A 24191-nucleotide genomic window follows, 5' to 3' on the forward strand; every position below is an offset into this window, starting at 1 on the left:
TCATGGATATGCGCAAGAGCGGTCTGGTCAGCAGCAGCGATTCGGGTTCCTACTCGGACCTCAATCGTCTGAACCAGCTCAAGGTCGGCGACAAGAACAGCGATGGCAATATGCGCAAGGTTGCGCAGGAATTCGAGTCGCTGTTCCTCGGTGAAATGCTCAAATCCATGCGCTCGGCCACCGAGGCGCTCGGTCAGGACAATCCGCTTAACACGCCAGCGGCCAAGCAATACCAGGAAATGTACGACCAGCAGTTGGCCGTCTCCATGTCCCGCGAGGGCGGTGGTATCGGTCTGGCCGACGTGCTGATGCGGCAGATGTCGAAGAACAAGCCGATGGCTCCCGGTGAGGCGGCCGCAGCGTCGGCGGCCAAGCAGGAAGCGGCAAAGGCAGCAGCGCAGACACCGGTGGCCGCCGGTACAGTCGCAACCGGTGGGCCGCTTTCGCGAGTCAATGGACAGCGTCCGTTGTGGGCTTCGCGGTCGGTCCATGCGCCGACGGGCGAGGGCGCGCACCGCAACGACATGGCGATGATCAATCAGCGGCGTCTTGCCTTGCCGCCGAAACTGGCTGACCGCTTGCTGGCGGGTCTGGTGCCTTCGGCCTCGACCACCGCTGCGACCGCCGCCACGGTGCAGAACAAAATCCAGTTGCCGCAGAGCACTCGCAGCGGTTCCGGCCCCCTGTACAACGGCGACTGGCTCGCTTCGCAAACGGACACGGCTGCCGGCGGCGGTATGCAGATTTACGGTCGTGCCATGGCGCAGATTCCGCTCGCGCCGGCGAAAAAAGCCTTCAGCTCCGCCGACGAATTCGTCAACACTATGCTGCCGATGGCCAAGGAAGCCGCCGCGCGCATCGGCGTCGACCCGCGTTACCTGGTGGCCCAGGCCGCCCTGGAAACCGGTTGGGGCAAATCGGTCATGCGCGCCCAGGATGGCAGCAGTAGTCACAACCTGTTCGGCATCAAGGCCGGCAGCAGCTGGAAGGGAGATTCGGCGCGGGCGATCACCAGCGAATTCAGGAATGGCGAGATGGTCAGGGAGACGGCCCAGTTCCGTTCCTACGATTCCTACAAGGACAGCTTCCACGACCTTGTGACTTTGCTGCAGACCAACAATCGCTATCAAGATGTCGTGAAGTCGGCCGATAACCCAGAACAGTTTGTACGCGAGTTGCAAAAGGCCGGTTACGCAACCGACCCGGACTACGCAAGCAAGATTTCGCAGATAGCCAGGCAGATGACGAGTTACCAGAACTACGCTGCGGCGGGCGTTTCAACGAATTTATAAGGTCTGAATCATGAGTTTGCTCAATATCGGGATGTCGGGTTTGTCCGCTAGCCAGTCTGCATTGATGACTACCGGCAATAACATTTCCAATGTCGACACCGCCGGTTATTCGCGCCAGCAAACCGTGCAGGGCTCCAAGGCGTCGATTCAGTACGGCAACGTCTACATCGGCACCGGCACGACACTGGCCGATGTGCGCCGGGTGTACAACAGCTACCTCGATGCACAGTTGCAGACCACGACATCGCTCAACAGTGATTCGGCTGCCTACCTGGGCCAGGTCACGCCGCTCGACAAGTTGCTTTCCGACAGCGGCACCGGCCTCAACGGCGCACTGACCAAGTTCTTTGCTTCGGTGCAGAACGTCAATGCCAAGCCCGGCGACGACGCTTCCCGTCAGTTGCTGCTCAGCGATGCGCAGGCCCTGAGCAACCGCTTCAACTCGATCTCCAGCCAGTTGAACTCGCAAAACGCCGACATCAACGGCAACCTGACCAGCATGGCTGATCAGGTCAACAAGCTGGCTACTACTGTGGCGCAGTTGAACAAGAAAATCAGCGAAGTCTCCAGTTCGGGCGGTGCGCCAAATGACCTGCTGGATGCTCGCAACGAAACCATGCGTCAGCTTTCAACCTTTACCGGTGCGCAGTTTGTTGAGCGTGAAGGAAACGTAGACATCTATCTGGGCAGCGGTCAGCCGTTGGTGATTGGCAATACCGTCAACAAACTGGAGACGGTGCCAAGCAAGGCTGATCCGGGACGTGTATCGCTGCAGCTCAATCGTGGATCGAGCACCATCGACATCACATCGATCACGACCGGTGGTGAAATCGGCGGCCTGCTGCGTTATCGCAGCGAAGTACTCGATCCGGCCATGAACGAGTTGGGTCGTGTGGCGCTCGTCGTCGCCGATCAGATGAACAGCATCCAGGCCCAAGGCATCGACAAGAACGGTAATTTCGGCGGCAATCTGTTCAACAACATCAACAGTGCCACGAACATGGCTCAGCGCAGCATTGCCACGATCGGCAACAGCGCCGGCTCGGGCAACTTCGATGTCAGCATTGAAGACAGCGGCAAGCTGACCACCAACGATTACAAGGTGACGTTCACCAGCGCCACAGACTACACCGTACAACGCCTGCCGGACGGCTCCGCCGTGGGCGCCTACAGCACCACCACCAACCCACCACCGGTGATCGAGGGCTTTGCGCTGACGCTCAACGGCGGGGCAGCCGCGGGCGACAGCTTCAAGATCACCCCGACCCGTAATGCCGCGGCGAACATCCAGACCGAGATGACCGACTCCAAGCGTCTGGCCATCGCGGCACCGCTGGGCGCGGCCATTGCCCCGGGTGGTAGCGGAACGCTGATCATTCCTGCCAGTGGTCAACCGACCCTGACCACGAAATTTGATATTTATGATTCGGCCACCGCCACTGCAATGCAGAACGGCCTGAAAAACTCCACGCCGACCAGGATTGTGTTTGGTGATGTGTCTTCCGACGGCACCAGCCAGAGCTACCAGCTTCTGGATGCCCAGGGTAACGTTCTCCCGCTTCTGGATGCTCAGGGTAACGCTGTCGCCGCTGGCACCATCAAGCCAGGTCAGAGCAACCTGCTGAGACTCAATATTCCGCTCAAGGATTCGACCGGTTCGCCGATTCCGCCTGCGCCAGCTACTCAGTACACTGTGAGTTTCGACATGACGGTGGCCGGCTCTCCTGACAAGGGCACGGCGATCAATGTCACGCTCAGCCAGCCAGGTACGCTGGACAATCGTAATGGCACAGTGTTGGCGGGTTTACAGACCCAGAAAACCGTGGATACGGGGTCGGCCAGCAAAGGCATTTCCCTGAGCGATGCTTACGGAAAACTGATCGAGGGTGTTGGCGCCAAGGCGGCTCAAGGCAAGCTCGACAGTGCCGCGACCTCGGCCATTCTGGCGAACGCCAAGAGCGCCCGTGACTCGCTTTCCGGTGTCGACCTCGACGAGGAGACCGGCAATCTGGTCAAGTATCAGCAGTACTACACGGCCTCTTCGCAGATCATCAAGGCTGCGCAAGAAATCTTCAGCACACTGATCAACAGTCTTTAAGGAGTCGTAGCCCATGCGCATTTCCACCGGCCAGTTTTACGAGTCCACTGCGGCGAACTATCAGAAAAATTTCGCCAACGCCGTTAAGACCAGCGAAGAAGCGAGCAGTCTGGTTCGCGTCAACACCGCCGCCGATGATCCGGTGGGGGCTTCGCGTCTGCTGCAATTGGGTCAGCAGGCTTCGATGCTTGATCAGTACACGGTCAATTCCAACACGATCAAGTCGACACTGGGGCAGACCGAGTCGGTCATGACCAGCATCACCAGTGTGTTGCAGCGCGCCAAGGAGTTGGCAATTGGTGTCGGTAACACCGGTTATAGCGACGCTGACCGTCAGGCGAATGCGTCCGAACTCGGCCAGATTGAAGATCAGCTACTAAGCCTGATGAACACCAAGGATGAAAACGGCAAGTACATTTTCGCCGGCTCCAAGGGCGATACCGCTCCGTTCTCGCGTAACAGTGACGGCACCTACAGCTACAATGGCGATCAGACGACGCTTGATCTTGCCGTTGGCGACACTATGTCGATGGCCACTAACAGCACCGGTTGGGAAGCGTTTGAGCAGGCGATCAACACCAGTCGTAGTCAGGTCATCATGACGGCTCCGTCGCCAGATAACGGGAAGGTAACGCTTTCCAATGGCCAGGTTTCGTCGAACATCACCTACAACAGCAAGTTCCGCAGCGGTGAGCCATACACGGTGGAGTTCGCCAGTGGTACCCAGCTGAAAATCACTGACTCGGCCGGTAACGACGTGACGGCTGAAGCTAGTAAGGGTGGAATGTTCGATCCAACCACCGCGGCTGGCCAAGCGGTCAGTTTTCGCGGTGTCGAGCTGAGTCTGAACATCAATCTGAGCGCTACGGACAGTCCTGCGGCCACGCTGCCTAACGTTTTTACGCTGGAATCCAAGGCTGATACATTCACCACGACCCGCAGCCCTGGCAACCCGAGCTCGGCACAAATAACGGGCAGCAGCATCACCAACGCTACCGATTATCACGCCAGTTTTCCGAGCGGTTCGGCCATCGTCAAGTTCAAGGATGCCACTAACTTTGATCTGTATGCGGCGCCTCTGACCGCCAACAGCAAGCCTGTGTCCAGCGGTACGGTAATGGCTGGCGTTGGCACCGCATCCGGTGTGACCTTCACCGTGGCGAGTGGTCCTGCGCCGACGCCAGGTCCGAGTGCTGGCGATCAGTTCAACGTTGCCGTCGACTCTCATGAAACCCAGAGCATTCTGGATACCGTGAGCCAGTTGAAAACCGCACTGAGCACACCAACCAATGGCAATGCGATCGCGATGCAAAAGCTGCAAGCGGCAGTGGACTCGGGCATCGCTAACCTGGCAAGTGGCACTGACCAGCTATCTGGTGCCCTGAGTTCGGTGGGTGCACGCGGTGCTGCCCTCGATACCCAAAACGCAACCAACCAGGCTCTGTCGCTGGCCAACACCCAGACCCAGGCGTCGATTCGCGATTCCGATCCTGCTGAGGTGATGACGCGTCTGACCTTGCAACAGACGATGTTGCAGGCTTCGCAACTGGCGTTCAGCAAAATCACTCAACTGGGTCTGTTCAACAAAATCTAACGGGGCCTGCGCGTCAGCGCACGGCCGTAAACCGCCGAATACCCATCGTCTTTTTTCAGCGGTTTGAGGCGCTCATCCGGCCGGGTGGGCGGCCACCACTTGAGAGCTCCGCCGTGAATCCAGTTTCGCTTGTCAGCCTTGTCATCCCCGCCTTCAATCCGCGCTTTTTTGCCGGGTCCCTGCACACCGCCCTTATCCAGCAATACGCCAACCTTGAAATCATCGTGTGCGACGACAGTCGTGGCGATGAAATCCGCCAGGTTGTCGAGTCGCTGACGGGTGATGCCGAGCAGCGAGTGCGTTACGTACGAAACCCTGGGACATTGGGTTTTGTCGGCAATCTGCTGGCGTGCCTAGACGAAGCCAAAGGCGAGTACATCAAATTTCTGTGTGATGACGATCAGTTGTCGCCGGCCTGTATCGAGCGCCAGGCACACGTGTTGGATCAGCAGGCGGACATCAATCTGGTGCTGGCCCAGCGGGCCTTGTGGGATGCTGACGATCATCCGTTGCCGTCTCGTCTGGAGAACAGCACGCTGTCGCCTGTGTGCGGAATCTTCAAGGGCGATGACCTGCTGGCGATTTTCGAGAGCTTTCCGGTCAACTTCCTCGGTGGTTTCAGTGGCGCATTATTCCGCCGCAAGGATCTAGAGGAACTAATGCCCGCATTGACTCAGCCCGGCCATTGTTTTGTCGCGTCACTAGATCTGGCCTTGTACATCTGCCTGCTACGTCGGGGCAACCTGGCGGTGCTCAACTATGTATTGAGTGTCGAGCGCCTGTATCCGGAGCGTTTGAGCCGTCAGCAGTCGATGAAAGATGCGGCGGAGCAGGAAAGACAGTGGTTGGTGCAGATGCTCAAGGTTCGCGGTGGCGAGGGCGCACCGGCGGCCGGTTGGGTTCGTTACCTGCCCTTGAGTCGCAGCGACGAGGCGCCACGTGTCTGGGACGAGCTGCCCCTGAGCCGAACTTTGGGTGCCCGCCAGGCCAACCAGGGATATCGTGTCGGTATTGCCAGCGAGAGTTTTTCCGAGGTTTACGCGCAATGGCTGGCGTGTCGCACGCTCAGCGAAACCCAGCGCAGTCTCCTGCCGGACACATTGGCTGGCTGGTCGCGGCAACCCAAAATTCTGCCGATCATTATTGATGATCTGGGCAGTCGCGCCAGTCTGGATCTCACCCTCGACAGCCTTGCCGGGCAGATCTATGCATCGGAACTGATCCTGGTGTTGTCCAGCGCCTGCACCGAAGCGCAACTCGACGGCAAAGTGTTCAACCTGCCGTTGCAGGATGACGGCTATGAGCAGATCACCGGCTTGCTGCCACAGCTCGACGGCGTTGACTGGTTTTATGTGCTGCGAGCCGGTGATCGTCTGGTTGAGCCGGCCTTGTTGCTGCTGGCCGATAAGATCAGCGCGTCGCCAGAGGCGTTGTGTGTTTATAGCGATGAAGGTCGTTTGCGTGATGGTGAGTCGGTGGACCCGATCCTGAAGCCAGACTTCAACCTGGACCTGATGCGCAGTTATCCCTACGTCGGGCGTGCCCTGGCATTTCAGCGCGAGCAGTTCCTGGCGTTGGGTGGCTTCAATTCGAACTATGGCGAACTGGCGCCTCACGATGTGCTGTGGCGCATGGTCGAGAGGGACGGCATCAAGGTCATCGAGCATATTGCCGAGGTGATGCTGGAGTCGACGCTCGGCCTGGCGCAATGGCTGGCACTGCCGGGCGTCATTGAACTCAACCCGCAGGTGCTGGAGGCACATCTTCAACGATTGGGCGTTGCCCATGAAATTCGCCAGGGCAGCTTTACCTTGCTCAATCGTGTCGATTACCTGCATGCGGTCCGACCGCTGGTGTCGATCATCATTGTCTGCAAAGACCAGTTGGCAGCCGTGCAGCGTTGTGTCGAAACGCTCCTGGAGAAAACGGCGTACAGCGAGTACGAGTTGCTGTTGATCGACAATGGCAGTGAATCGCCGCCGATGCATGAGTGGTTGAGCGCCATGGCGCAACTGGGCAGCGACCGATTCCGGGTGAAGGCGTTTGCGCAGCAAGGTAATGTCGCGGCAACGCGCAATTTCGCCGTTCAGCAGGCCCGTGGCGAGTATGTGCTGATGCTCGATCCATATGCGGTGGTCACGTGTGAGGACTGGCTGAATGAGCTGCTCAATCATGCCCAGCGCCCGGAAGTCGGTGTCGTGGGAGCCAAGCTGTTCAATTCAGATGGCCGGGTTCTGCATGCAGGACTGATTCTCGGGCTGCAAGGGCCGGCAACCTCACCGTTTTTCGGCGACCCCGTTAATGCAGCCGGTTACATGCACCGTTTGCAAGTGGTGCAGGACATGAGTGCTGTCGGTGCCGATTGCCTGATGGTGCGAAGATCGCTGTTCGAAAGCGTGGGTGGTTTTCAGGCGCAGGACTTTACCTTGACCCTTAACGAGGTGGATCTGTGTCTACGGATTCGCCAAAACGGTTACCTGGTGGTGTGGACGCCGTATGCCCAACTGGCCCTCGGCACACCGCCCGCGGCCACGGTGGGAGAGGCCGAGATTGCGCTTCGCCTTCAAGAGCAGGATACGTTCTACCGCCGTTGGCTACCGATTGTCGCTCGCGACCCGGCCTACAATCCCAACCTGATGCTCAATACGTGGGGCGGCTCCAGCTACAGTTTAGAGCCAGGCTTGCGCACAGGGTGGAGTCCGTTCTCCGTTCGCCAGTTACCGAAGGTCATGGCGCTGCCGGTCAACTCCTCGGCGGTCGGACACTATCGGGCGATCCAGCCGCTGATCGAGCTGGAGAAGGCTGGCCGGGCAACCGGACGGGTCTACTACGATTTGCCGTCGATTTTCGAGATCGAGCGCGAGTCACCTGACGTGATCATTTTGCAGGGGCGCTACAGCGAAGGACCGATCAACGAGATCGCCGCGTTCAAGCCCTACACCAATGCCCGTCTGATTTTCGAGCTGGATGACTATGTCATCAAGGCGCCGAAGAAGAACGCGCATATTCGCAATATGCCGGACAATGTCGAGATGGAGCGTCTGGTCCGTCGCGGCATCGGCTTGTGCGATCGCGTGGTGGTTTCGACGCAGTCGCTGGCCGATGCGTTGTCGTCCATGCACCACGACATTCGGGTAGTGCCGAATATGCTCGCCACTCACCTGTGGAGTGATCTGCGCAGTCAGCGTCGCACGTCGAAAAAACCACGGGTTGGCTGGGGCGGCGGCACCAGCCACTCCGGTGACCTGGCGATCATTGCCGACGTGGTCCGTGAACTGGCCAACGAGGTCGATTGGGTGTTCTTCGGCATGTGTCCCGAAGAGTTGAAACCTTACATGCATGAGTTCCACGGGGTGATCGACCTGAGCGTCTACCCGGCGAAGCTGGCCAGTCTGAACCTGGATCTGGCGCTGGCACCGCTGGAGTTTCATATCTTCAACGACTGCAAGAGCAACTTGCGTCTGCTGGAGTATGGCGCGTGCGGCTACCCGGTGGTCTGCACCGATACCGAGGCGTACCGCGGTTACTTGCCTTGCACGCGGGTGGTCAGCAACTCTACCGATGAGTGGCTGCAAGCCATCCGCATGCACCTGGCGGACCCGGAAGCGAGCTACCGCATGGGCGATGAACTGCGCGAAGCGGTACTGCGCGATTACATGCTGCGCGGCGATAACGTGCGGTACTGGGAGAATGGCTGGCTGGCCGATTGATACACCCTCTGATGTAGTCGCTGCCCAACGGTAGCGGCTACACAGCGCCGCCGTTCGAGCTGGCGCGTTTCCTGCAAGTCCCCTGAAAATCGCCATAAATCTAGCATGTGCGACGCAGCCAGAAGCCGATGGGTGCCGCCTCATGCGATTTATCCAGATGGCCGCAAAGCCTTGTCAGGCTTGGGCAGGCCCTGTGACGAACAAAAGGGGAAATGATGAAGGCAGTTATTCTGGCGGGTGGTCTGGGCACGCGCATCAGCGAGGAGTCGCACCTCAAGCCCAAGCCAATGATCGAGATCGGTGGCAAGCCAATTCTCTGGCACATCATGAAGCAGTATTCCGCTCATGGAATTCACGACTTCGTGATTTGCCTGGGCTACAAGGGCTATGCGATCAAGGACTTCTTCGCCAACTACTTCCTGCACACCTCTGACGTCACCTTCGACATGTCCAACAATCGCATGGACGTTCACCAGAACTACAGCGAGCCGTGGCGCGTGACCCTGATCGACACCGGCGAAGACACCATGACCGGTGGCCGCCTGCGTCGCGCCGCCCGTTACGTTGAAGGCGAACAGGCGTTCTGTTTCACCTACGGCGACGGCGTCTCGGATCTAAACATTGGCGCTTTGGTGGATTTTCACTTAAGCAGCGGTAAGTTGGCGACGGTCACGGCGGTGCAGCCACCCGGACGTTACGGCGCGCTGGAGCGTGACGGCGATCTGGTGCGTGGTTTCATCGAAAAACCTCGCGGCGATGGGGGCTGGATCAACGGTGGCTTCTTCGTCTTGTCACCCAAAGTGCTGTCGCTGATCACTGCCGACGAAACAGTCTGGGAGTCGCAGCCGTTGACGACCCTGGCTGCCGAAGGGCAACTGAACGCATTCCAGCACGATGGCTTCTGGCATCCGATGGACACCCTGCGTGACAAGAACCATCTGGAGCATTTGTGGCAGAGCGGGGAGGCCCCATGGAAACAATGGGACTGAGCCCGGAGTTCTGGCGCGGCAAGCGGGTTCTGCTGACTGGCCACACCGGTTTCAAAGGCAGTTGGCTGACGTTGTGGCTGCAAAGCCTCGGCGCCGAGGTCAGCGGGTTTTCCCTTGATCCGTCCACCGAGCCAAGCCTGTTCGAACTGGCGCGTGTTCACGAAGGCATCAACGATCAACGCGGTGACCTGCGTGACCTGGGTGCCTTGCTGGAATTGATCGCCGAAACCCAACCGGAAATTGTCCTGCACCTGGCAGCCCAACCGCTGGTGCGCGAAGGCTATCGCGATCCGCTGGGGACTTACTCCAGCAACGTCATGGGCACGCTCAATCTGCTCGAGGCGATCCGTCAGGTCGGCGGCGTTCGCGCGTGCGTGCTGGTGACCACCGACAAGGTTTACGCCAATCAGGAATGGGTGTGGCCCTACCGTGAAAACGAAGCCCTCGGCGGGCATGATCCTTACAGCAGCAGCAAGGCCTGTTGCGAGTTGCTCGCGCAGTCGTATGTCGCGTCATTTTTCCCGGCCGAAAAATATGCCGAGCATGGCCTGGCACTCGCCACGGCGCGTGCCGGCAACGTGCTGGGTGGGGGGGATTTTGCTCCGGAACGATTGATTCCCGACGTCTTGAAGGCGTGGTCCGCCGACGAACCCGTGACCCTGCGCTACCCACACGCCGTGCGCCCGTGGCAGCACGCGCTGGAACCGCTGGCCGGTTACCTGCAACTGGCCGTCGGCCTCTACGAGCACGGCCCGGAGTTTACCGGCGCGTGGAACTTCGGTCCGAGCGAAGCGGACATGTGCAGCGTTGGCGAAGTGGTCAAGTTGCTCGCCAACCGCTGGCCACAAGCGCGTGGCTTGCGCATCGAACCGAGTGATTTGCATGAAGCGGGTCTGTTGCGCCTGGACAGCAGCCGTGCTCGCCAATTGTTGGCCTGGCAGCCGCGCTGGTCGTTGCAGCAGTGCCTGACCCAAACCCTTGATTGGCACCTGGCCTGGCAGAACGGCGATGACATGCGCGCCATCACCCTGGGTCAATTGAACCTGTACCGAGGCGCGCTGTGAGCGAGTTTCTGTTGAAACCGTTGCCGCTGGTCGGCCTGTTCAGCGTGCAACACAAACGCTTCGAGGATGAGCGCGGGCATTTCGCGCGCCTGTTTTGCGAAGGCAGCCTGAGCGCGTTCGGCCAGCCGTTTCATATCCGTCAGATCAACCATTCCCGCACCCGTGAATGCGGCAGTGTGCGCGGTCTGCATTATCAGAACGCCAGCGCGCCGGAAGCCAAGTTGATCAGCTGCCTGCGCGGTGAAGTCTGGGATGTGGCAGTGGACTTGCGCCCTGACTCCGAGACGTTCCTGCATTGGCACGCCGAACACCTGCGGGCCGGCGACGGCCGCAGCCTGCTGATCCCGGCCGGGTTCGCCCACGGTTTCCAGACCCTCACCGACGACGCCGAGTTGCTCTACCTGCACAGCGCGGACTACGCGCCTGCGCACGAGGGCGGTTTGAGTGTCAACGATCCAAGGCTGGCGATTGCCTGGCCGTTGCCTGTCAATAATCTGTCGGCCCGGGACTCCAGCCATCCCTTGCTCGATCAGTACTTCGCTGGAGTGCGTGTATGAACTGCCGTGGTTGCGGGACTTCTTTGGCTTTGCCGCTGATCGATCTCGGCACTTCGCCGCCGTCCAACGCCTATGTGTGCGCCGATCAGCTTGAGCACGCCGAGCAATGGGTGCCGCTGAAAGTGGCGGTGTGTCAGCACTGCTGGCTGGTGCAGACCGAGGACTACACCCGCGCCGACAGCCTGTTCGACGCCGAGTACGCCTATTTCAGTTCGTTCTCCAGCACCTGGCTGGCCCACGCCGAGCGCTATGTGGCCGAGATGGTTGAGCGTTTCGACCTGACGACCGATAGCCGCGTGGTGGAAATCGCCGCGAACGACGGTTACCTGTTGCAGTACGTGGCCAAGCGCGGTATTCCTTGCCTGGGCGTTGAGCCGACCCGAAGCACCGCGCAAGCGGCGCGGGAAAAAGGCCTGGAGATCCGCGAACTGTTCTTCGGTCGCTACACCGCATCACAGTTGAACACTGAAGGCTGGGCCGCCGACCTGATGGCCGCCAACAACGTGTTGGCCCACGTGCCGGACATCAACGATTTCCTTGGCGGTTTCGCGATCCTGCTCAAGCCAACCGGCGTGGCGACGTTCGAGTTTCCGCAGTTGCTCACACTGATGGCTGGCCAGCAGTTCGACACGCTGTACCACGAGCACTATTCCTACCTGTCGTTGACTGCCGTGCAGACGCTGTGCGAGCGCAACGGCCTGGAAGTATTCGACGTCAGTCAGCTGACCACCCATGGCGGATCGCTTCGGGTCTTCGTCCAGCGCGCCGATGGCGTTCGCCGCGACGTACAGCCGGCTGTTCAACTGCAACTGAAGGCCGAGCTCGACGCCGGGGTAAAAACCGCCGGGTACTACTCGACCCTCGCGCCTAATGCCGAACGTATCAAACACGAACTGCTGCGTTTCCTGTTGCAGGCCAAGGCTGATGGCAAGATCGTGGTCGGTTACGGCGCCGCCGCCAAGGGCAACACATTGCTCAACTACGCCGGGGTCAAGCCGGATCTGTTGGCCTGGGTGGCAGATGCCAGTCCGCACAAGCAAGGCAAGTACTTGCCGGGCAGCCGCATTCCGGTGGTTTCTCCCGAGCGGATTGAAATCGAAAAGCCGGATTACGTTCTGATACTGCCATGGAACCTGCTGTACGAGATTACCCAGCAATTCGCGGTTGTCCGCAGTTGGGGCGCACGTTTTGTCGTTGCCATTCCGGAGTTGAGCTTCAGATGAGCCGAATTCACTATACCAAGCCCAGTGTGGGTGAACTGGAGGCCAAGTACGTGCTGGACGCTGTGCAGCATGGCTGGGGTGAGCGCTGCTACGAATACATCACACGTTTCGAAAAATCCTTCGCACAGCACATGGACGTACCGTATGCCATCGCGACGTCCAGTTGCACCGGCGCTTTGCACATGGGAATGGCGGCACTTGACATCGGTCCGGGCGATGAAGTGATTCTGGCGAATACCAACTGGATCGCTTCGGCGGCGCCCATCGATTACCTGGGGGCTACCCCGGTTTTCGTCGACGTGTTGGCGGACAGTTGGTGCCTGGATCCGGAACAGGTGCGCAAAGCCATTACTCCGCGAACCAAGGCCATCGTGGCAGTGCATTTGTACGGCAATCTGTGTGATTTGGACGCGTTGCTGGAGATCGGCCGTGAGCACGGTATTGCTGTCATCGAAGACGCCGCCGAAGCCATCGGCTCGCAATGGCGTGGTAAAGCCGCCGGCTCGTTGGGGGCTTTTGGCGCATTCTCCTTTCATGGCACCAAGACCATGACCACCGGAGAAGGCGGGATTTTCGTGACCTCGGACAAGGCGCTGTATGAGCGAGTGCTTACGCTCTCCAATCACGGTCGGGTCAACGGCAGCAAACGTCAATTTTGGCCGGACTTCATCGGTTTCAAGTACAAGATGAGTAATCTGCAGGCCGCGATCGGTTGCGCCCAGATCGAACGTGTCGATGAGCTGATCGCCCGTAAACGCGCGATCTTCGATCGTTATGCCCAAGGGCTGCTGGATATCCCGTTGCTGTCCATGAACCCGCAGCCGCATCACTCCAGGAATGGTTACTGGATGCCCACGGTGGTGTTCCATGAAAACACTGGGATTACCCGGGAGCTATTGATCGAAGCCTTTCAGGCCGCCGATATCGATGCGCGGGTGTTTTTCTGGCCATTGTCGGCACTGCCGATGTTCGCCGATAAACCGGTGCACACGCCGATGGCGTTTTCGCTGTCGGAGCGGGCCATCAATCTGCCGAGCTATCACGACATGACCGACGCCGATCAGCAGCGGGTGATTGAGGTCATTCGCGCGGTCTGCCAGCAAAGGAATGTGCTGTGATCGTCTACCTGTTGGGGGCGGCGAACCCTGAAGCAGTGCGCATGATCGGCTCCGTCAAACGGGCCGATCCGGCCGTGGAGTTTGCGTTTCTCGACAACGATGCAGCCAAGCACGGCACCTTGTTTTACGGCGTGCCGGTGATCGGTGGAGTGGAGCGTGTGGCCGATTTGAAAGGCCCGGATACGCAGTTTGTGAACCTGATCACCCGCGACACCAAGACCCGTTACGAGACCACACGACAGATCATCGAGGCCGGGGGGACGCTGGGCAACTTCCTGCACCCGGGCATCGATCTGAGCATGACGCGCATGGGCACCGGTAACTATCTCCAGGAAGGCGTGATCATCCAGGCTGAAGTGTCCCTGGGCGATAACAGCAGCATCAGCTACGGCAGCGTGATCGGGCACGAAGGCCGGATCGGGCATTCCGTGTTCATGGCGCCCGGTGTTGCTATCGCCGGCTGCGTCGAAGTGGGTGACGGTGCTTTCATCGGCGTCAACGCCACCATCCTGCCACGGTTGCGCATCGGTCGCTGGGCGACAGTCGGCGCCGGAGCCGTGGTCACCCGGGACGTCCCCGACTACGCAGTCGTTGTGGGCAATCCAGCTCGAATTATCAAGACTCAGGCTGTTCCTTATCAGGACGGCCGGGTTTTCAACTGACAAAACCCCGTAACGGAGTGTTTGCATGAATCCTCATGAGCAGTTTCGCAAAGAAGTAAGCCAGAACATCGAAGGTTTGCAGCAGGACAAAAAACTTCGGTCCGAGTCGCTGGACTGGGTCGGTGTCACGGCCAAACACAAGTACACCTACAACTTCAGCTGGATGGGCCGGCCAATCATTCAGTTTCCTCAGGACATGGTCGCCATGCAGGAAATCATCTGGGACCTGCGCCCGGATGTGATTGTCGAAACGGGCATCGCCCACGGCGGCTCTCTGGTGTTTTACGCCTCGATGATGGAACTGATCGGTCACGGCGAAGTGCTGGGTGTGGACATCGATATTCGTCAACACAACCGCGAAGCCATTGAAGCCCATCCGATGGCTCGACGGATCAGCATGATCCAGGGGTCGAGTATCGATACGGCCATAGTTGACGAGGTCCGTGCGCGGGTTGCCGGCAAGAAAGTGCTGGTGGTTCTGGACTCCAACCATACCCATGAGCATGTGCTTGAAGAGTTGCGTCTGTATGCACCGCTGGTTTCGGTCGGCAGTTATTGCGTGGTGATGGACACCGTGGTCGAAGACATGCCCGAAGACGCCTTCCCGGATCGTCCTTGGGGCAAGGGTGACAACCCGAAAACTGCCGTATGGGCCTATCTGGAAGAGAATCGCGATTTTGAAATCGATGCCCGGATTCACAGCAAACTGCTGATCACCGTGGCACCGGACGGTTATCTGCGTCGGGTTCGTTAAGCAACGACATCATTGTTGAGTTCATCGGGCGATACGCCGGTTGTGGGGAAAGAATATGCAAGGCAAGTACGTTTCTGAAAGCGGATTACCACTGAACGAGTTGGTGACGGTGGTAGTGATTACCCACAATCGCCCGGCATTTGCGCGTCGGGCAGTGAAGTTTTACAGCGCCTTGCCTTGCAGGATTCTGGTGCTGGATTCTTCAGCTAAGGTCACCGATGGCATCGACGGTGCTTACCCTGGCATCGACTACCGGCATTTGCCGCAGTACGGCTATTGGGGCATTCGGGCCAAGCTCGATTACGGTGTGCAACAAGTCACTACGCCCTACATGGTGTTCGCTGCCGACGATGACTTCATCGTGCATGACGCCCTCGACGCTTCGGTCTCGTTCCTGGAAGCGAACCCGGACTACGGCATGTGCCATGGTTACTGCCTGATGTATCTGGCGCTGGCCGATAGCGTGAGCTATTACCGCCGGGACAAGAAGGTTTGTGAAGACTATTCGTCCGATCGCGCTCAGGATCGCGTGATTGACTTCATGCATCAGTACATTCCCCCGTTCTATGCCGTTCACCGTACCGCGATGTTGCGTGACTGGTACGCGCTCATGCCGCAAGACACCATCTTTGAATGGCAGGAAATCGGTCATGCGTACTACATGTTGGCGAGGGCCAAGGCGCGAATTCTGCCGATCCCTTATGTGGTGCGCGAGGTCAATTACCTGGAGTCGGAGCACAACACCGAGATCTACAGCACCCTGACCCTAGCCGATGCAAAATCGGTGGCGGATCGTGAGACTTACGCTCAATTACTGTCGACGTTGCCAAGTGCCCAGACGGGGCTCGATCCCGCGCAGGGCAAGCAGTTGGCACTGGACAGTTTCGAGGCTCTGGCCGACAGCCTGCGTAACCGTCGGGCGCTGACCGCCGAACCTATTTTCGAGTCGCGCTGGACTGATGTGCAGAAGGGGCCAAGCCGTCGCTTCGGGCTTTTGCAATACGTAGAAATGCCTTTCTACAATCAGCCGTTTTTCGATCTGTTGAGCCGATTCGAGATGATGCTGCACGGCATGCCGGCCGGCCGTGTTCAGCTCCAGGGGCTCGAAGGTATTTGGGCGCACCAGGAAGACATGATGCGTCCTCGCAACAACGACACGACTGAAAGTGTTGTCGAGCGACTCTGGCATGCGTATGACCGCAGCCCGTTCAACCGTCAAGTGGTCAAGCGCCTGGCGCAGCAGTTGGAACTGCTAGGCGACGCCGACGAGGCGCGGGACATGTTCGCCTGGGCCGAGCGCCTGGACGCTGTATCGACGCAAGGCAATGACGAGGCGTTCGGTGCCATGCGCTCCGGTCGCCTGCTCAAGTGGCTGGCGGCGCGCGCCCCTGAGGCTGACGAAGTCGCCGCGACTTCGCGTTTCCTGGCGGACCACAACGGTGGTCCACAATTTGGCATTTTGGTGCTGGACCTCGAAAACGACGCGGCCAAACTGCAAATCACCCTCGACAGTTTGCTGGAAGGTCACAACCACGCCTTCAAGATCGTGGTGTTCACCACGGGCGAATTGTTGACGGCCACCACAGAGCGCAACACGCTGCACTTTGTTCGTGTAACCCCGGTCAACTATGTCGACAAGCTCAATCAGATCGCGCGTCAATCGACGTGCGACTGGTTGCTGCTGACCGAGGCGGGTGACGAGTTCACTGCGGGTGGTCTGCTGCGCGCCGGACTGGAACTGCGTGCCGCGCCTGAATGCCGAGCGGTGGCATCCGACGAAATTCACCGCGATGCCAATGGTGCGCTGGTGGATGTGTTCCGTCCAGGCTTTAACCTCGACCTGCTGCAAAGCCTCCCAGCGCTGATGGCGCGACACTGGCTGATTCGCAAGGATGTGTTGCTGGACGCGGGCGGTTACCAGGCCGACTTCAGCAAGGCGCTGGAATTCGACCTGCTGCTGCGCATCATCGAACAGGGCGGCCTGGCCTGGCTGGCACATCTGGACGAGCCGCTGCTGATCGCCCGTGCACCGGTACTGGAGGAAAACGCCCACGAGCGTCAGGCGTTGATCCGTCACCTCGCGACCCGTGGCTACAAGGCGCAAGTCAGCTCGGACGAACCTGGCACTTACCGTATCGACTACCGTCACACTGAACGTCCGCTGGTGACAATCATTGTGGCGAGCCAGGACGATCTGGAGCAACTTCAACGTTGCCTCACCGGCATCGTGCAACGTACCCGCTACACCCGTTACGAAGTGCTGATTGCCGATAACGCGAGTCAGTCCCCCGACCTTCTGCAATGGCTGGACGGTCTCGGACAGCCGGGCGACCGGGTCCGTGTCTTGCGCGCGCAAGAGCGTCTCAGCACGTCGGCCTTGTACAACGAAGCCAGTCAGCAGGCCCAGGGTGAATACCTGGTGCTGCTGGCAGCGGACAGTGAAGTGGTCAACCCCAACTGGCTCGAATCCCTGCTCAACCAGGCCCAGCGTCCGGAAGTGGGCGTGGTCGGTGCCAAGTTGCAGAACCGCGACGGCAACGTTACCCAGGCCGGGCTGATTCTGGGCATGAACGACGGCGTCGGTTCGGCCTTTGTCGGTGAGCCGAAGGATGCCAAGGGCTACCTGAATCGTCTGGTGCTGGAACAAAACTATTCGGCCGTCTCGGCCGTGTGCCTGATGATCCCCAAAGCGTTGTTCGACGAGGTTGGCGGACTGGACGAAGGCGCCTTCACCGATGCTTTCGCCGATGTCGATCTGTGCCTGAAGGTTGGTCAGGCGGGTTATCTGGTGGTGTGGACGCCGCAAGTACAGGTCATTCACCCAGGCACCTTGCCCGATGCGCCGCAGACTCTTCAGGCCTTGCGTGAAAAGTGGGCGGGGCCGTTCCAGCATGATCTGGCGTACAACAAGAACCTCGCCTTGACCGGCAAGGGTTTTACCCTTGGCAGCGCGACCAGTGTGGATTGGGCGCGGTTGCTGGTTTAAGTCTGGTGCACAGGTAGAAGGATTCGCGGCATGTTCAACGGTAAATCGATTTTCATCTCCGGCGGCACCGGTTCGTTCGGTCGCAACTTCATCCGTCGCCTGCTGGAGCAATATCAGCCCAAGCGGGTGGTGGTGTTTTCGCGTGATGAGCTCAAGCAGTACGAGATGCAGCAGACGTTCAACGCGCCGTGCATGCGTTACTTCCTGGGCGATGTGCGCGACGCCGAGCGTTTGCGCCAGGCCATGCGCGGCATTGACTACGTGGTGCATGCCGCCGCCCTGAAGCAAGTGCCGGCGGCCGAGTACAACCCCACCGAATGCATTCGTACCAACGTCAACGGCGCGGAAAACATCATTGCCGCGGCCATAGATAACGGCGTGAAAAAAGTCGTCGCGCTGTCCACCGACAAAGCCGCCAGCCCGATCAACCTGTACGGCGCAACCAAGCTGCTGTCGGACAAATTGTTCGTCGCCGCGAACAATATTGCCGGGGACCAGAACACACGCTTCTCGGTGGTCCGTTACGGTAACGTGGCCGGCTCCCGGGGTTCGGTCGTGCCGTTCTTCAGCAAGCTGATTGCCGAGGGCGCGACAGAGCTGCCGATCACCGATGAGCGCATGACGCGCTTTTGGATCACCCTTGATCACGGCGTGCAGTTTGTGCTCGACAGCTTTGCCCGCATGCATGGCGGTGAAGTGTTTGTGCCGAAGATTCCGTCGATCCGCATCGTCGATCTGGCGGTGGGTATGGCCGGGCACTTGCCGCACAAGAACGTGGGCATTCGTCCGGGCGAAAAACTCCATGAGCTGATGGTGCCGCTGGACGATGCGCGCATGACCCTGGAGTTCGACGATCACTACACGATCCAGCCGTCGATCCGCTTCACCAGCGTCGACGTGGATTTTTCCGTGGACAAACTGGGCGAGCAGGGCCAGCCGGTGAGCGAAGACTTCGAGTATCGCTCCGACACCAACCCGCAATTCCTGACGGTGGGGCAGATTGCTGATCTGCACGCGGAGCTGTCGGCATGATTCCTTACGGTCGGCAGAGTCTCGATCAGGCGGACATCGACGCGGTGGTCGCCGTGTTGCAGTCCGACTGGCTGACTCAAGGGCCGACCATCGAGCGATTCGAACAGGCCATGGCCGACCGTTGCCAGGCCGATTTTGCGGTGGCAGTGTGTAACGCCACGGCGGCGTTGCACATCGCTTGCCTGGCGGCCGGGCTCGGGCCGGGTGATCGTTTGTGGACCACGCCCAACACCTTTCTGGCGTCGGCCAATTGCGGTCGTTATTGCGGTGCCGAGGTGGACTTCGTCGACATCGATCCGCTGACCTGGAACCTCGATGCTGATGCCCTGAAAGCCAGGCTGGAAGCGGCGGAGGACAACGGTACGTTGCCTAAGGTGCTGGTGGCGGTGGCGTTCTCCGGCCAGAGTTGCGACATGCGGCTGATCGCCGAGCTGGCCGAGCGTTATGCTTTCACGGTCATTGAGGACGCCTCCCATGCGGTCGGCGCGTCCTATGCCGGGCGACCGGTGGGCTGTGGTGATTTCGCGGCAATGACGGTGTTCAGTTTTCATCCGGTGAAAATCATCACCAGCGCCGAAGGTGGCATGGTGCTGACTAATCGCCCGGAACTGGCCGAGCGCTTGCAACGTCTACGCAGCCACGGCATGACTCGCGATCCGCAGCACATGACCGAGGCCAGCCATGGCCCCTGGTATTACCAGCAAGTGGAACTGGGCTTCAATTACCGAATCACCGACCTGCAAGCCGCCCTCGGGCTGTCGCAACTGAACAAACTGGATGGCTTCATCGAGCGCCGGCGTGAACTGGCGGCGCGTTATGACCGGTTGCTGGCGTCTTTGCCGTTGACCTTGCCCAGCCCTCAGCCTGAAGCCGAGTCGGCGTGGCATCTGTATGTGGTGCGCTTGCAACTTGATCGCATCAAACTCAGCCATCGACAGGTGTTCGAAGGGTTGCGAGCTGCCGGCGTCGGTGTGAATCTGCACTACATTCCGGTGCATTTGCAGCCGTACTATCGCGACCTGGGTTTCGCCGAGGGCGACTTTCCGCAAGCCGAACGTTACTACGCCGAGGCCATCAGCCTGCCGCTGTTTCCGTTGCTCAGTGATGAGCAACAGGATTTCGTGGTCGAGCAACTGCGCCGGCTGACCGAATAAATACCGCCACAGGCGGCGGATGGGAATGTGCGATGCGCGAATTGAGCGAGCAGGAAAGATTCTGGCAAGGCGACTTCGGTAACCAGTACGTCGACCGCAACGTCGGGCAGCCCCTGGTGGCGGCCAACCTGGCGTTGTTTGCCAAGGCACTGACACGTGCCGGGCGGATTGACAGTCTGGTTGAGCTGGTGGGCACCAATGCCGGCAATAACTTGCAGGCGCTGCGCCAGCTGTTGCCCCGGTGTGAACTGTTCGGCGTGGAGATCAATGCCAGCGCCTGTGCCCAGGCCCAGGCGCTGGACATCGCGCAAATATGGCACGGCTCGCTGTTCGATTTTCCCCGCGAGCGCAGCTTTGACTTGACCCTGAGCAAAGGCGTGCTGATTCATCTGGCGCCGGAACTGCTGGCCGCAGCCTATGACCAGCTGTATGCGTTGAGCCAGCGTTATATCCTGATCGCCGAGTACTACAACCCGGTGCCGGTCGAAGTGTCCTATCGCGGGAACAGCGGCAAGTTGTTCAAACGCGATTTTGCCGGTGAAATGCTTGATCGTTACGCTGACCTGCAACTGCTGGATTACGGTTTTGGTTATCACCGCGACCCGCAGTTCCCGGTAGACGACATCACGTGGTTCCTGCTGGAAAAACGCTCTTGAACAACGTCGCAATCATCCCGGCTCGCGGTGGCAGTAAACGCATACCGCGCAAGAACCTCAAGCCGTTCGACGACGTGCCGATGGTTGCCCGTTCGATTCAAACCGCCCTCGATTCGGGACTGTTCGCCCAGGTGGTGGTCAGCACCGACGATGAAGAAATCGCCGCGCTGGCTCGGGCCTGCGGTGCGCAAGTGCCGTTTATGCGGCCCGCGGCATTGGCTGATGATTTCACCGGCACGGCGGCGGTGATTGTGCATGCCTTGGCGGAGTTGTCTCGACAAGGCCAGGATTTTGATTGCGCCTGTTGCATCTATGCCACGGCGCCATGGCTGCAAGCGCGATTTTTGCAGCAGGGTTTAAAGCTGCTGGAGCAGCATCCGGACAAGTCCTTCGCCTTCTCGGTCTGCGATTTCGGCTTTCCGGTGCAGCGTGCCCTGACCCTCGATGAGCAGGGTGCCTTGATGGCGTTGTACCCGCAGTTTCGCGAGACTCGCTCCCAGGACCTGCCGCCGGCCTATCAAGACGCCGGGCAGTTTTACTGGGGCCGCAGCAGTGCCTGGCTGCAGGGCGAGGTGTTGTATTCACCGCAAAGCCTGCCGGTGATCCTGCCGCGCTATCTGGTGCAGGACATCGATACCCTCGAGGACTGGAAGCGCGCCGAATACCTTTACGCGGCGCTGAAGGCCGGTGGGGAGCTGCAATGAGAGTACTGATCCGTGCCGACGCTTCGCCGACCATTGGCAGCGGTCACATTGCCCGCTGCCTGACCCTGGCCAGGGTGTTGCGCCAGCAGGGCGGGCACGTGGCATTTGCCTGTCGTCAATTGCAGGGCCATCGACTCGACAGCGTTGCCGCCGAAGGTTTTGAAACCTTTGCGTTGCCGGATCGCTATCCCGACGAAGACCCGCAGCAAGCCATCGAAGCCATGTTGCCGTGGCAGGCGGACATTGCCGCGCTGGGGCAAGCGCTGGAACACCATCAGGCCTTCGACTGGATCATCGTCGACCACTACAGCCTCGATCATCACTGGCAGACGGCGGCTCGTCGCTGGGCACCCCGGATTGCGGCGGTGGATGATCTGGCGACGCGCACCTACAGCGTCGATTTGCTGCTGAACCAGAATCTGTCGGGTACCCCTGAGGCTTATGCCGGACTGCTTGCACCCGATTGTCGGACTTTGATCGGACCACGCTTCGCCATGCTGCGGGATGAGTTCTGCTGCCCGGCGATCAAGATCAAGCGCCAGGCGAAGCGCGTACTGGTGAACTTCGGCGGCTTCGATGCCGCGATGCAGACTCACCACGCGATGCTGGCGCTGGCGGATTTTCATCAGCTTGAAGTCGATTTTGTTGCCGGTGGCGATAACCCGGCGTGGGAGGAAATGCGGGTTCTGGCGGCACATCATCCGAACTGGCGCTTGCACCGTTTTGTCGACGACTTTTACCGATTGATGACCGAAGCCGACCTGTTTGTCGGTGCCGGCGGCGGGACCAGTTGGGAGAGGGCGGCCATGGGGCTGCCGACGATCTGTATTGCGGTCTCGAATAATCAGCAAGCCAACGGCGAAGTGATGGCGACGTCGGGGGCTCATGTGTATCTGGGCACCCGCGAGCAGGTCAGTGTCGAGCAGTTGCGTCAGGCCATCGGTTTTGTCGTCGGCAATCAGGGATTACGGCAAAGCCTGGCTGGACGTTCACGGCAACTGGTCGATGGTCGGGGTGCGCAGCGTGTCGCGGCGGCGCTGGCCGGTGCGGTGTTGCAGGTGCGCCCGGCGACAGCAGGCGATGCACAGTTGTTGTTCGAAGGACGCAATGCCGAGGCGGTGCGTCGCTGGTCGCTGGAAACCGGGGTGATTGAATGGCAGCCGCATCAAAACTGGCTGACTGCCAGTCTGAGCAACGATCAACGCTTGCTGTTGATCGCCGAAGCGGATGACGGCCCGGTCGGGGTGCTGCGTTATGACTTGCGCGGCTTCGCAGCCGAAGTCTCGATTTACCTGTTCGAAGGGCGATTTGGCCTGGGTTGGGGCAGCGCGTTGCTGGCGCGAGGCGAAGCTTTCGTGACGCAGCATTGGCCGCAACTGCAAACCATTACCGCGCAGGTTTTGCCGGCGAATAAGCCGTCGCTGAAGGTGTTTCGCGAAGCCGGTTTCACCCAGAGTGCTTGCGCCTTCACGCGCCTATTGAAGGATCACCACAATGACTAGTTTCAAGATTGGCCACCGTAGCATCGGTGCTGATGCGCCGCCGTTCATCATTGCCGAGATGAGTGGCAACCATAACCAGTCCCTGGAAGTGGCGCTGCAGATCGTCGAAGCCGCCTCCAGGGCCGGCGCTCATGCCTTGAAGCTGCAAACCTACACCGCCGACACCATGACCCTGGACCTGTCCGAAGACGAGTTCTTCATCAAGGACCCGAACAGCCTGTGGGCAGGTACTTCGCTGTACGCGCTGTATGAGAAGGCCCATACACCCTGGGAGTGGCATGCACCGATTTTCGCCCGTGCCAGGGAGCTGGGCATGCTGGCGTTCTCCACGCCGTTTGATAACAGCGCGGTGGACTTCCTGGAAAGCCTCGACGTGCCGGCGTACAAGATCGCCAGTTTCGAGAACACCGATCTGCCGCTGATTCGGCGGGTCGCTGCTACCGGTAAGCCATTGATCATTTCCACGGGCATGGCCAGTATCGCGGAACTCGACGAAACCGTACGTGCTGCCCGCGAGGCCGGTTGCCAGGACCTGGTATTACTCAAGTGCACCAGCACCTATCCGGCGACGCCAGCCAATAGCAATGTGCGGACGATTCCTCATCTGCGCGAATTGTTTGGTTGTGAAGTGGGCCTGTCCGATCACTCCATGGGCGTCGGCGTGTCGGTGGCAGCCGTCGCGCTGGGGGCGACGGTGGTGGAAAAACACTTCACCCTCGACCGTGCTGCCGGGGGCGTGGACGCCAGTTTTTCGCTCGAACCGGCTGAGCTCGCCAGCCTGGTGATCGAAACCGAACGTGCCTGGCAAGCCATGGGGCAAGTGCATTACGGTGTGTCCGAGGCCGAGCGAAAGTCGCTGGTGTACCGCCGTTCGCTCTACGTCACCGAGGATATGACGGCCGGTGAACCCTTCACCGTCGACAATTTGCGTGCCATTCGTCCAGGCCTCGGGCTGGCACCGAAACACGCGCAAATCCTTCTGGGGCGCCGTGCGCGCCACGCTATCAAGCGTGGGACGCCACTGGACTGGTCATTGGTCGAATAACGCCTTATCGCCCTGATTCGGCAAAATAGAGTGACCTGCGAGTCAGAACGC

Annotated in this window: 18 protein-coding genes; all 18 read left to right on the forward strand. The window is 59.7% G+C overall.

Going from position 1 to position 24191, the window contains the following annotated elements:
- Window positions 1-2: 2 nt before the first annotated feature.
- The 18 genes from flgJ to pseI all read left to right on the forward strand — a co-directional run bounded on the left by flgJ (window position 3) and on the right by pseI (window position 24140).
- Entirely contained in the window at window positions 3-1292 is a 1290-nt protein-coding gene (flgJ, locus tag AC1Q6D_RS16750) for a flagellar assembly peptidoglycan hydrolase FlgJ (protein WP_103402444.1), read from the forward strand.
- A gap of 10 nt (window positions 1293-1302) precedes the next feature.
- Window positions 1303-3390, forward strand: coding sequence for a flagellar hook-associated protein FlgK (gene flgK / locus AC1Q6D_RS16755; RefSeq protein ID WP_103402445.1), 2088 nt, complete (start codon window positions 1303-1305; stop codon window positions 3388-3390).
- Between the two features lie 13 nt (window positions 3391-3403).
- A complete protein-coding gene (locus tag AC1Q6D_RS16760; RefSeq protein WP_103402446.1) occupies window positions 3404-4984 on the forward strand; it encodes a flagellar hook-associated protein 3 in 1581 nt (526 codons plus the stop codon).
- A 113-nt stretch (window positions 4985-5097) separates the two neighbouring features.
- The gene (locus AC1Q6D_RS16765) at window positions 5098-8694 is read left to right on the forward strand and encodes a glycosyltransferase (RefSeq protein WP_103402447.1); all 3597 of its coding nucleotides are present in this window, start codon (window positions 5098-5100) and stop codon (window positions 8692-8694) included.
- Window positions 8695-8909: 215 nt separating this feature from the next.
- The gene (gene rfbF, locus AC1Q6D_RS16770) at window positions 8910-9683 is read left to right on the forward strand and encodes a glucose-1-phosphate cytidylyltransferase (protein WP_103402448.1); all 774 of its coding nucleotides are present in this window, start codon (window positions 8910-8912) and stop codon (window positions 9681-9683) included.
- Window positions 9665-10747: a CDP-glucose 4,6-dehydratase gene (gene rfbG, locus AC1Q6D_RS16775; RefSeq protein WP_103402449.1), complete on the forward strand. Its 1083-nt coding sequence runs from the start codon at window positions 9665-9667 to the stop codon at window positions 10745-10747. Before rfbF ends, rfbG begins: the two co-directional genes overlap by 19 nt.
- Window positions 10744-11304 carry a dTDP-4-dehydrorhamnose 3,5-epimerase family protein gene (locus tag AC1Q6D_RS16780; protein WP_103402450.1) on the forward strand — a complete coding sequence of 187 codons (561 nt, stop codon included), beginning with the start codon at window positions 10744-10746 and terminating at the stop codon, window positions 11302-11304. The genes rfbG and AC1Q6D_RS16780 overlap by 4 nt, the downstream gene beginning before the upstream one ends.
- Window positions 11301-12527 (forward strand): class I SAM-dependent methyltransferase, encoded by a 1227-nt coding sequence (locus AC1Q6D_RS16785; protein ID WP_103402451.1) that lies wholly within the window; start codon window positions 11301-11303, stop codon window positions 12525-12527. Before AC1Q6D_RS16780 ends, AC1Q6D_RS16785 begins: the two co-directional genes overlap by 4 nt.
- Complete coding sequence (locus AC1Q6D_RS16790; RefSeq protein ID WP_103402452.1) at window positions 12524-13645, forward strand: DegT/DnrJ/EryC1/StrS family aminotransferase; 1122 nt, start codon at window positions 12524-12526, stop codon at window positions 13643-13645. Before AC1Q6D_RS16785 ends, AC1Q6D_RS16790 begins: the two co-directional genes overlap by 4 nt.
- Entirely contained in the window at window positions 13642-14307 is a 666-nt protein-coding gene (locus tag AC1Q6D_RS16795) for an acetyltransferase (protein WP_103402453.1), read from the forward strand. Before AC1Q6D_RS16790 ends, AC1Q6D_RS16795 begins: the two co-directional genes overlap by 4 nt.
- Before the next feature lie 25 nt (window positions 14308-14332).
- Complete coding sequence (locus tag AC1Q6D_RS16800; protein ID WP_103402454.1) at window positions 14333-15061, forward strand: cephalosporin hydroxylase family protein; 729 nt, start codon at window positions 14333-14335, stop codon at window positions 15059-15061.
- Between the two features lie 55 nt (window positions 15062-15116).
- Window positions 15117-18047, forward strand: coding sequence for a TIGR00180 family glycosyltransferase (locus AC1Q6D_RS16805; protein WP_103402455.1), 2931 nt, complete (start codon window positions 15117-15119; stop codon window positions 18045-18047).
- A gap of 30 nt (window positions 18048-18077) precedes the next feature.
- Window positions 18078-19079 (forward strand): UDP-N-acetylglucosamine 4,6-dehydratase (inverting), encoded by a 1002-nt coding sequence (gene pseB, locus AC1Q6D_RS16810; protein WP_103402456.1) that lies wholly within the window; start codon window positions 18078-18080, stop codon window positions 19077-19079.
- The gene (pseC, locus tag AC1Q6D_RS16815; RefSeq protein WP_103402457.1) at window positions 19076-20233 is read left to right on the forward strand and encodes a UDP-4-amino-4,6-dideoxy-N-acetyl-beta-L-altrosamine transaminase; all 1158 of its coding nucleotides are present in this window, start codon (window positions 19076-19078) and stop codon (window positions 20231-20233) included. Before pseB ends, pseC begins: the two co-directional genes overlap by 4 nt.
- A 32-nt stretch (window positions 20234-20265) precedes the next feature.
- Window positions 20266-20889, forward strand: coding sequence for a pseudaminic acid biosynthesis-associated methylase (locus AC1Q6D_RS16820; RefSeq protein WP_103402458.1), 624 nt, complete (start codon window positions 20266-20268; stop codon window positions 20887-20889).
- Window positions 20886-21593: a pseudaminic acid cytidylyltransferase gene (gene pseF, locus AC1Q6D_RS16825; RefSeq protein WP_103402459.1), complete on the forward strand. Its 708-nt coding sequence runs from the start codon at window positions 20886-20888 to the stop codon at window positions 21591-21593. Before AC1Q6D_RS16820 ends, pseF begins: the two co-directional genes overlap by 4 nt.
- The gene (pseG, locus tag AC1Q6D_RS16830; RefSeq protein ID WP_103402460.1) at window positions 21590-23095 is read left to right on the forward strand and encodes a UDP-2,4-diacetamido-2,4,6-trideoxy-beta-L-altropyranose hydrolase; all 1506 of its coding nucleotides are present in this window, start codon (window positions 21590-21592) and stop codon (window positions 23093-23095) included. Before pseF ends, pseG begins: the two co-directional genes overlap by 4 nt.
- Window positions 23088-24140 (forward strand): pseudaminic acid synthase, encoded by a 1053-nt coding sequence (pseI, locus tag AC1Q6D_RS16835; RefSeq protein WP_103402461.1) that lies wholly within the window; start codon window positions 23088-23090, stop codon window positions 24138-24140. Before pseG ends, pseI begins: the two co-directional genes overlap by 8 nt.
- The last annotated feature ends 51 nt before the right edge of the window (window positions 24141-24191 follow it).

The organism is Pseudomonas sp. MT92, assembly GCF_058792515.1.

What these genes read in the sequence shown, in the direction of transcription:
- flgK (WP_103402445.1), top strand. Translation starts at nt 1,303, where the DNA reads ATGAGTTTGCTCAATATCGGGATGTCGGGTTTGTCCGCTAGCCAGTCT.
- pseI (WP_103402461.1), top strand. Translation starts at nt 23,088, where the DNA reads ATGACTAGTTTCAAGATTGGCCACCGTAGCATCGGTGCTGATGCGCCG.
- AC1Q6D_RS16820 (WP_103402458.1), top strand. Translation starts at nt 20,266, where the DNA reads ATGCGCGAATTGAGCGAGCAGGAAAGATTCTGGCAAGGCGACTTCGGT.
- pseB (WP_103402456.1), top strand. Translation starts at nt 18,078, where the DNA reads ATGTTCAACGGTAAATCGATTTTCATCTCCGGCGGCACCGGTTCGTTC.
- AC1Q6D_RS16760 (WP_103402446.1), top strand. Translation starts at nt 3,404, where the DNA reads ATGCGCATTTCCACCGGCCAGTTTTACGAGTCCACTGCGGCGAACTAT.
- AC1Q6D_RS16805 (WP_103402455.1), top strand. Translation starts at nt 15,117, where the DNA reads ATGCAAGGCAAGTACGTTTCTGAAAGCGGATTACCACTGAACGAGTTG.
- flgJ (WP_103402444.1), top strand. Translation starts at nt 3, where the DNA reads ATGGATATGCGCAAGAGCGGTCTGGTCAGCAGCAGCGATTCGGGTTCC.
- pseG (WP_103402460.1), top strand. Translation starts at nt 21,590, where the DNA reads ATGAGAGTACTGATCCGTGCCGACGCTTCGCCGACCATTGGCAGCGGT.
- AC1Q6D_RS16790 (WP_103402452.1), top strand. Translation starts at nt 12,524, where the DNA reads ATGAGCCGAATTCACTATACCAAGCCCAGTGTGGGTGAACTGGAGGCC.
- AC1Q6D_RS16800 (WP_103402454.1), top strand. Translation starts at nt 14,333, where the DNA reads ATGAATCCTCATGAGCAGTTTCGCAAAGAAGTAAGCCAGAACATCGAA.
- AC1Q6D_RS16785 (WP_103402451.1), top strand. Translation starts at nt 11,301, where the DNA reads ATGAACTGCCGTGGTTGCGGGACTTCTTTGGCTTTGCCGCTGATCGAT.
- rfbF (WP_103402448.1), top strand. Translation starts at nt 8,910, where the DNA reads ATGAAGGCAGTTATTCTGGCGGGTGGTCTGGGCACGCGCATCAGCGAG.
- pseC (WP_103402457.1), top strand. Translation starts at nt 19,076, where the DNA reads ATGATTCCTTACGGTCGGCAGAGTCTCGATCAGGCGGACATCGACGCG.
- rfbG (WP_103402449.1), top strand. Translation starts at nt 9,665, where the DNA reads ATGGAAACAATGGGACTGAGCCCGGAGTTCTGGCGCGGCAAGCGGGTT.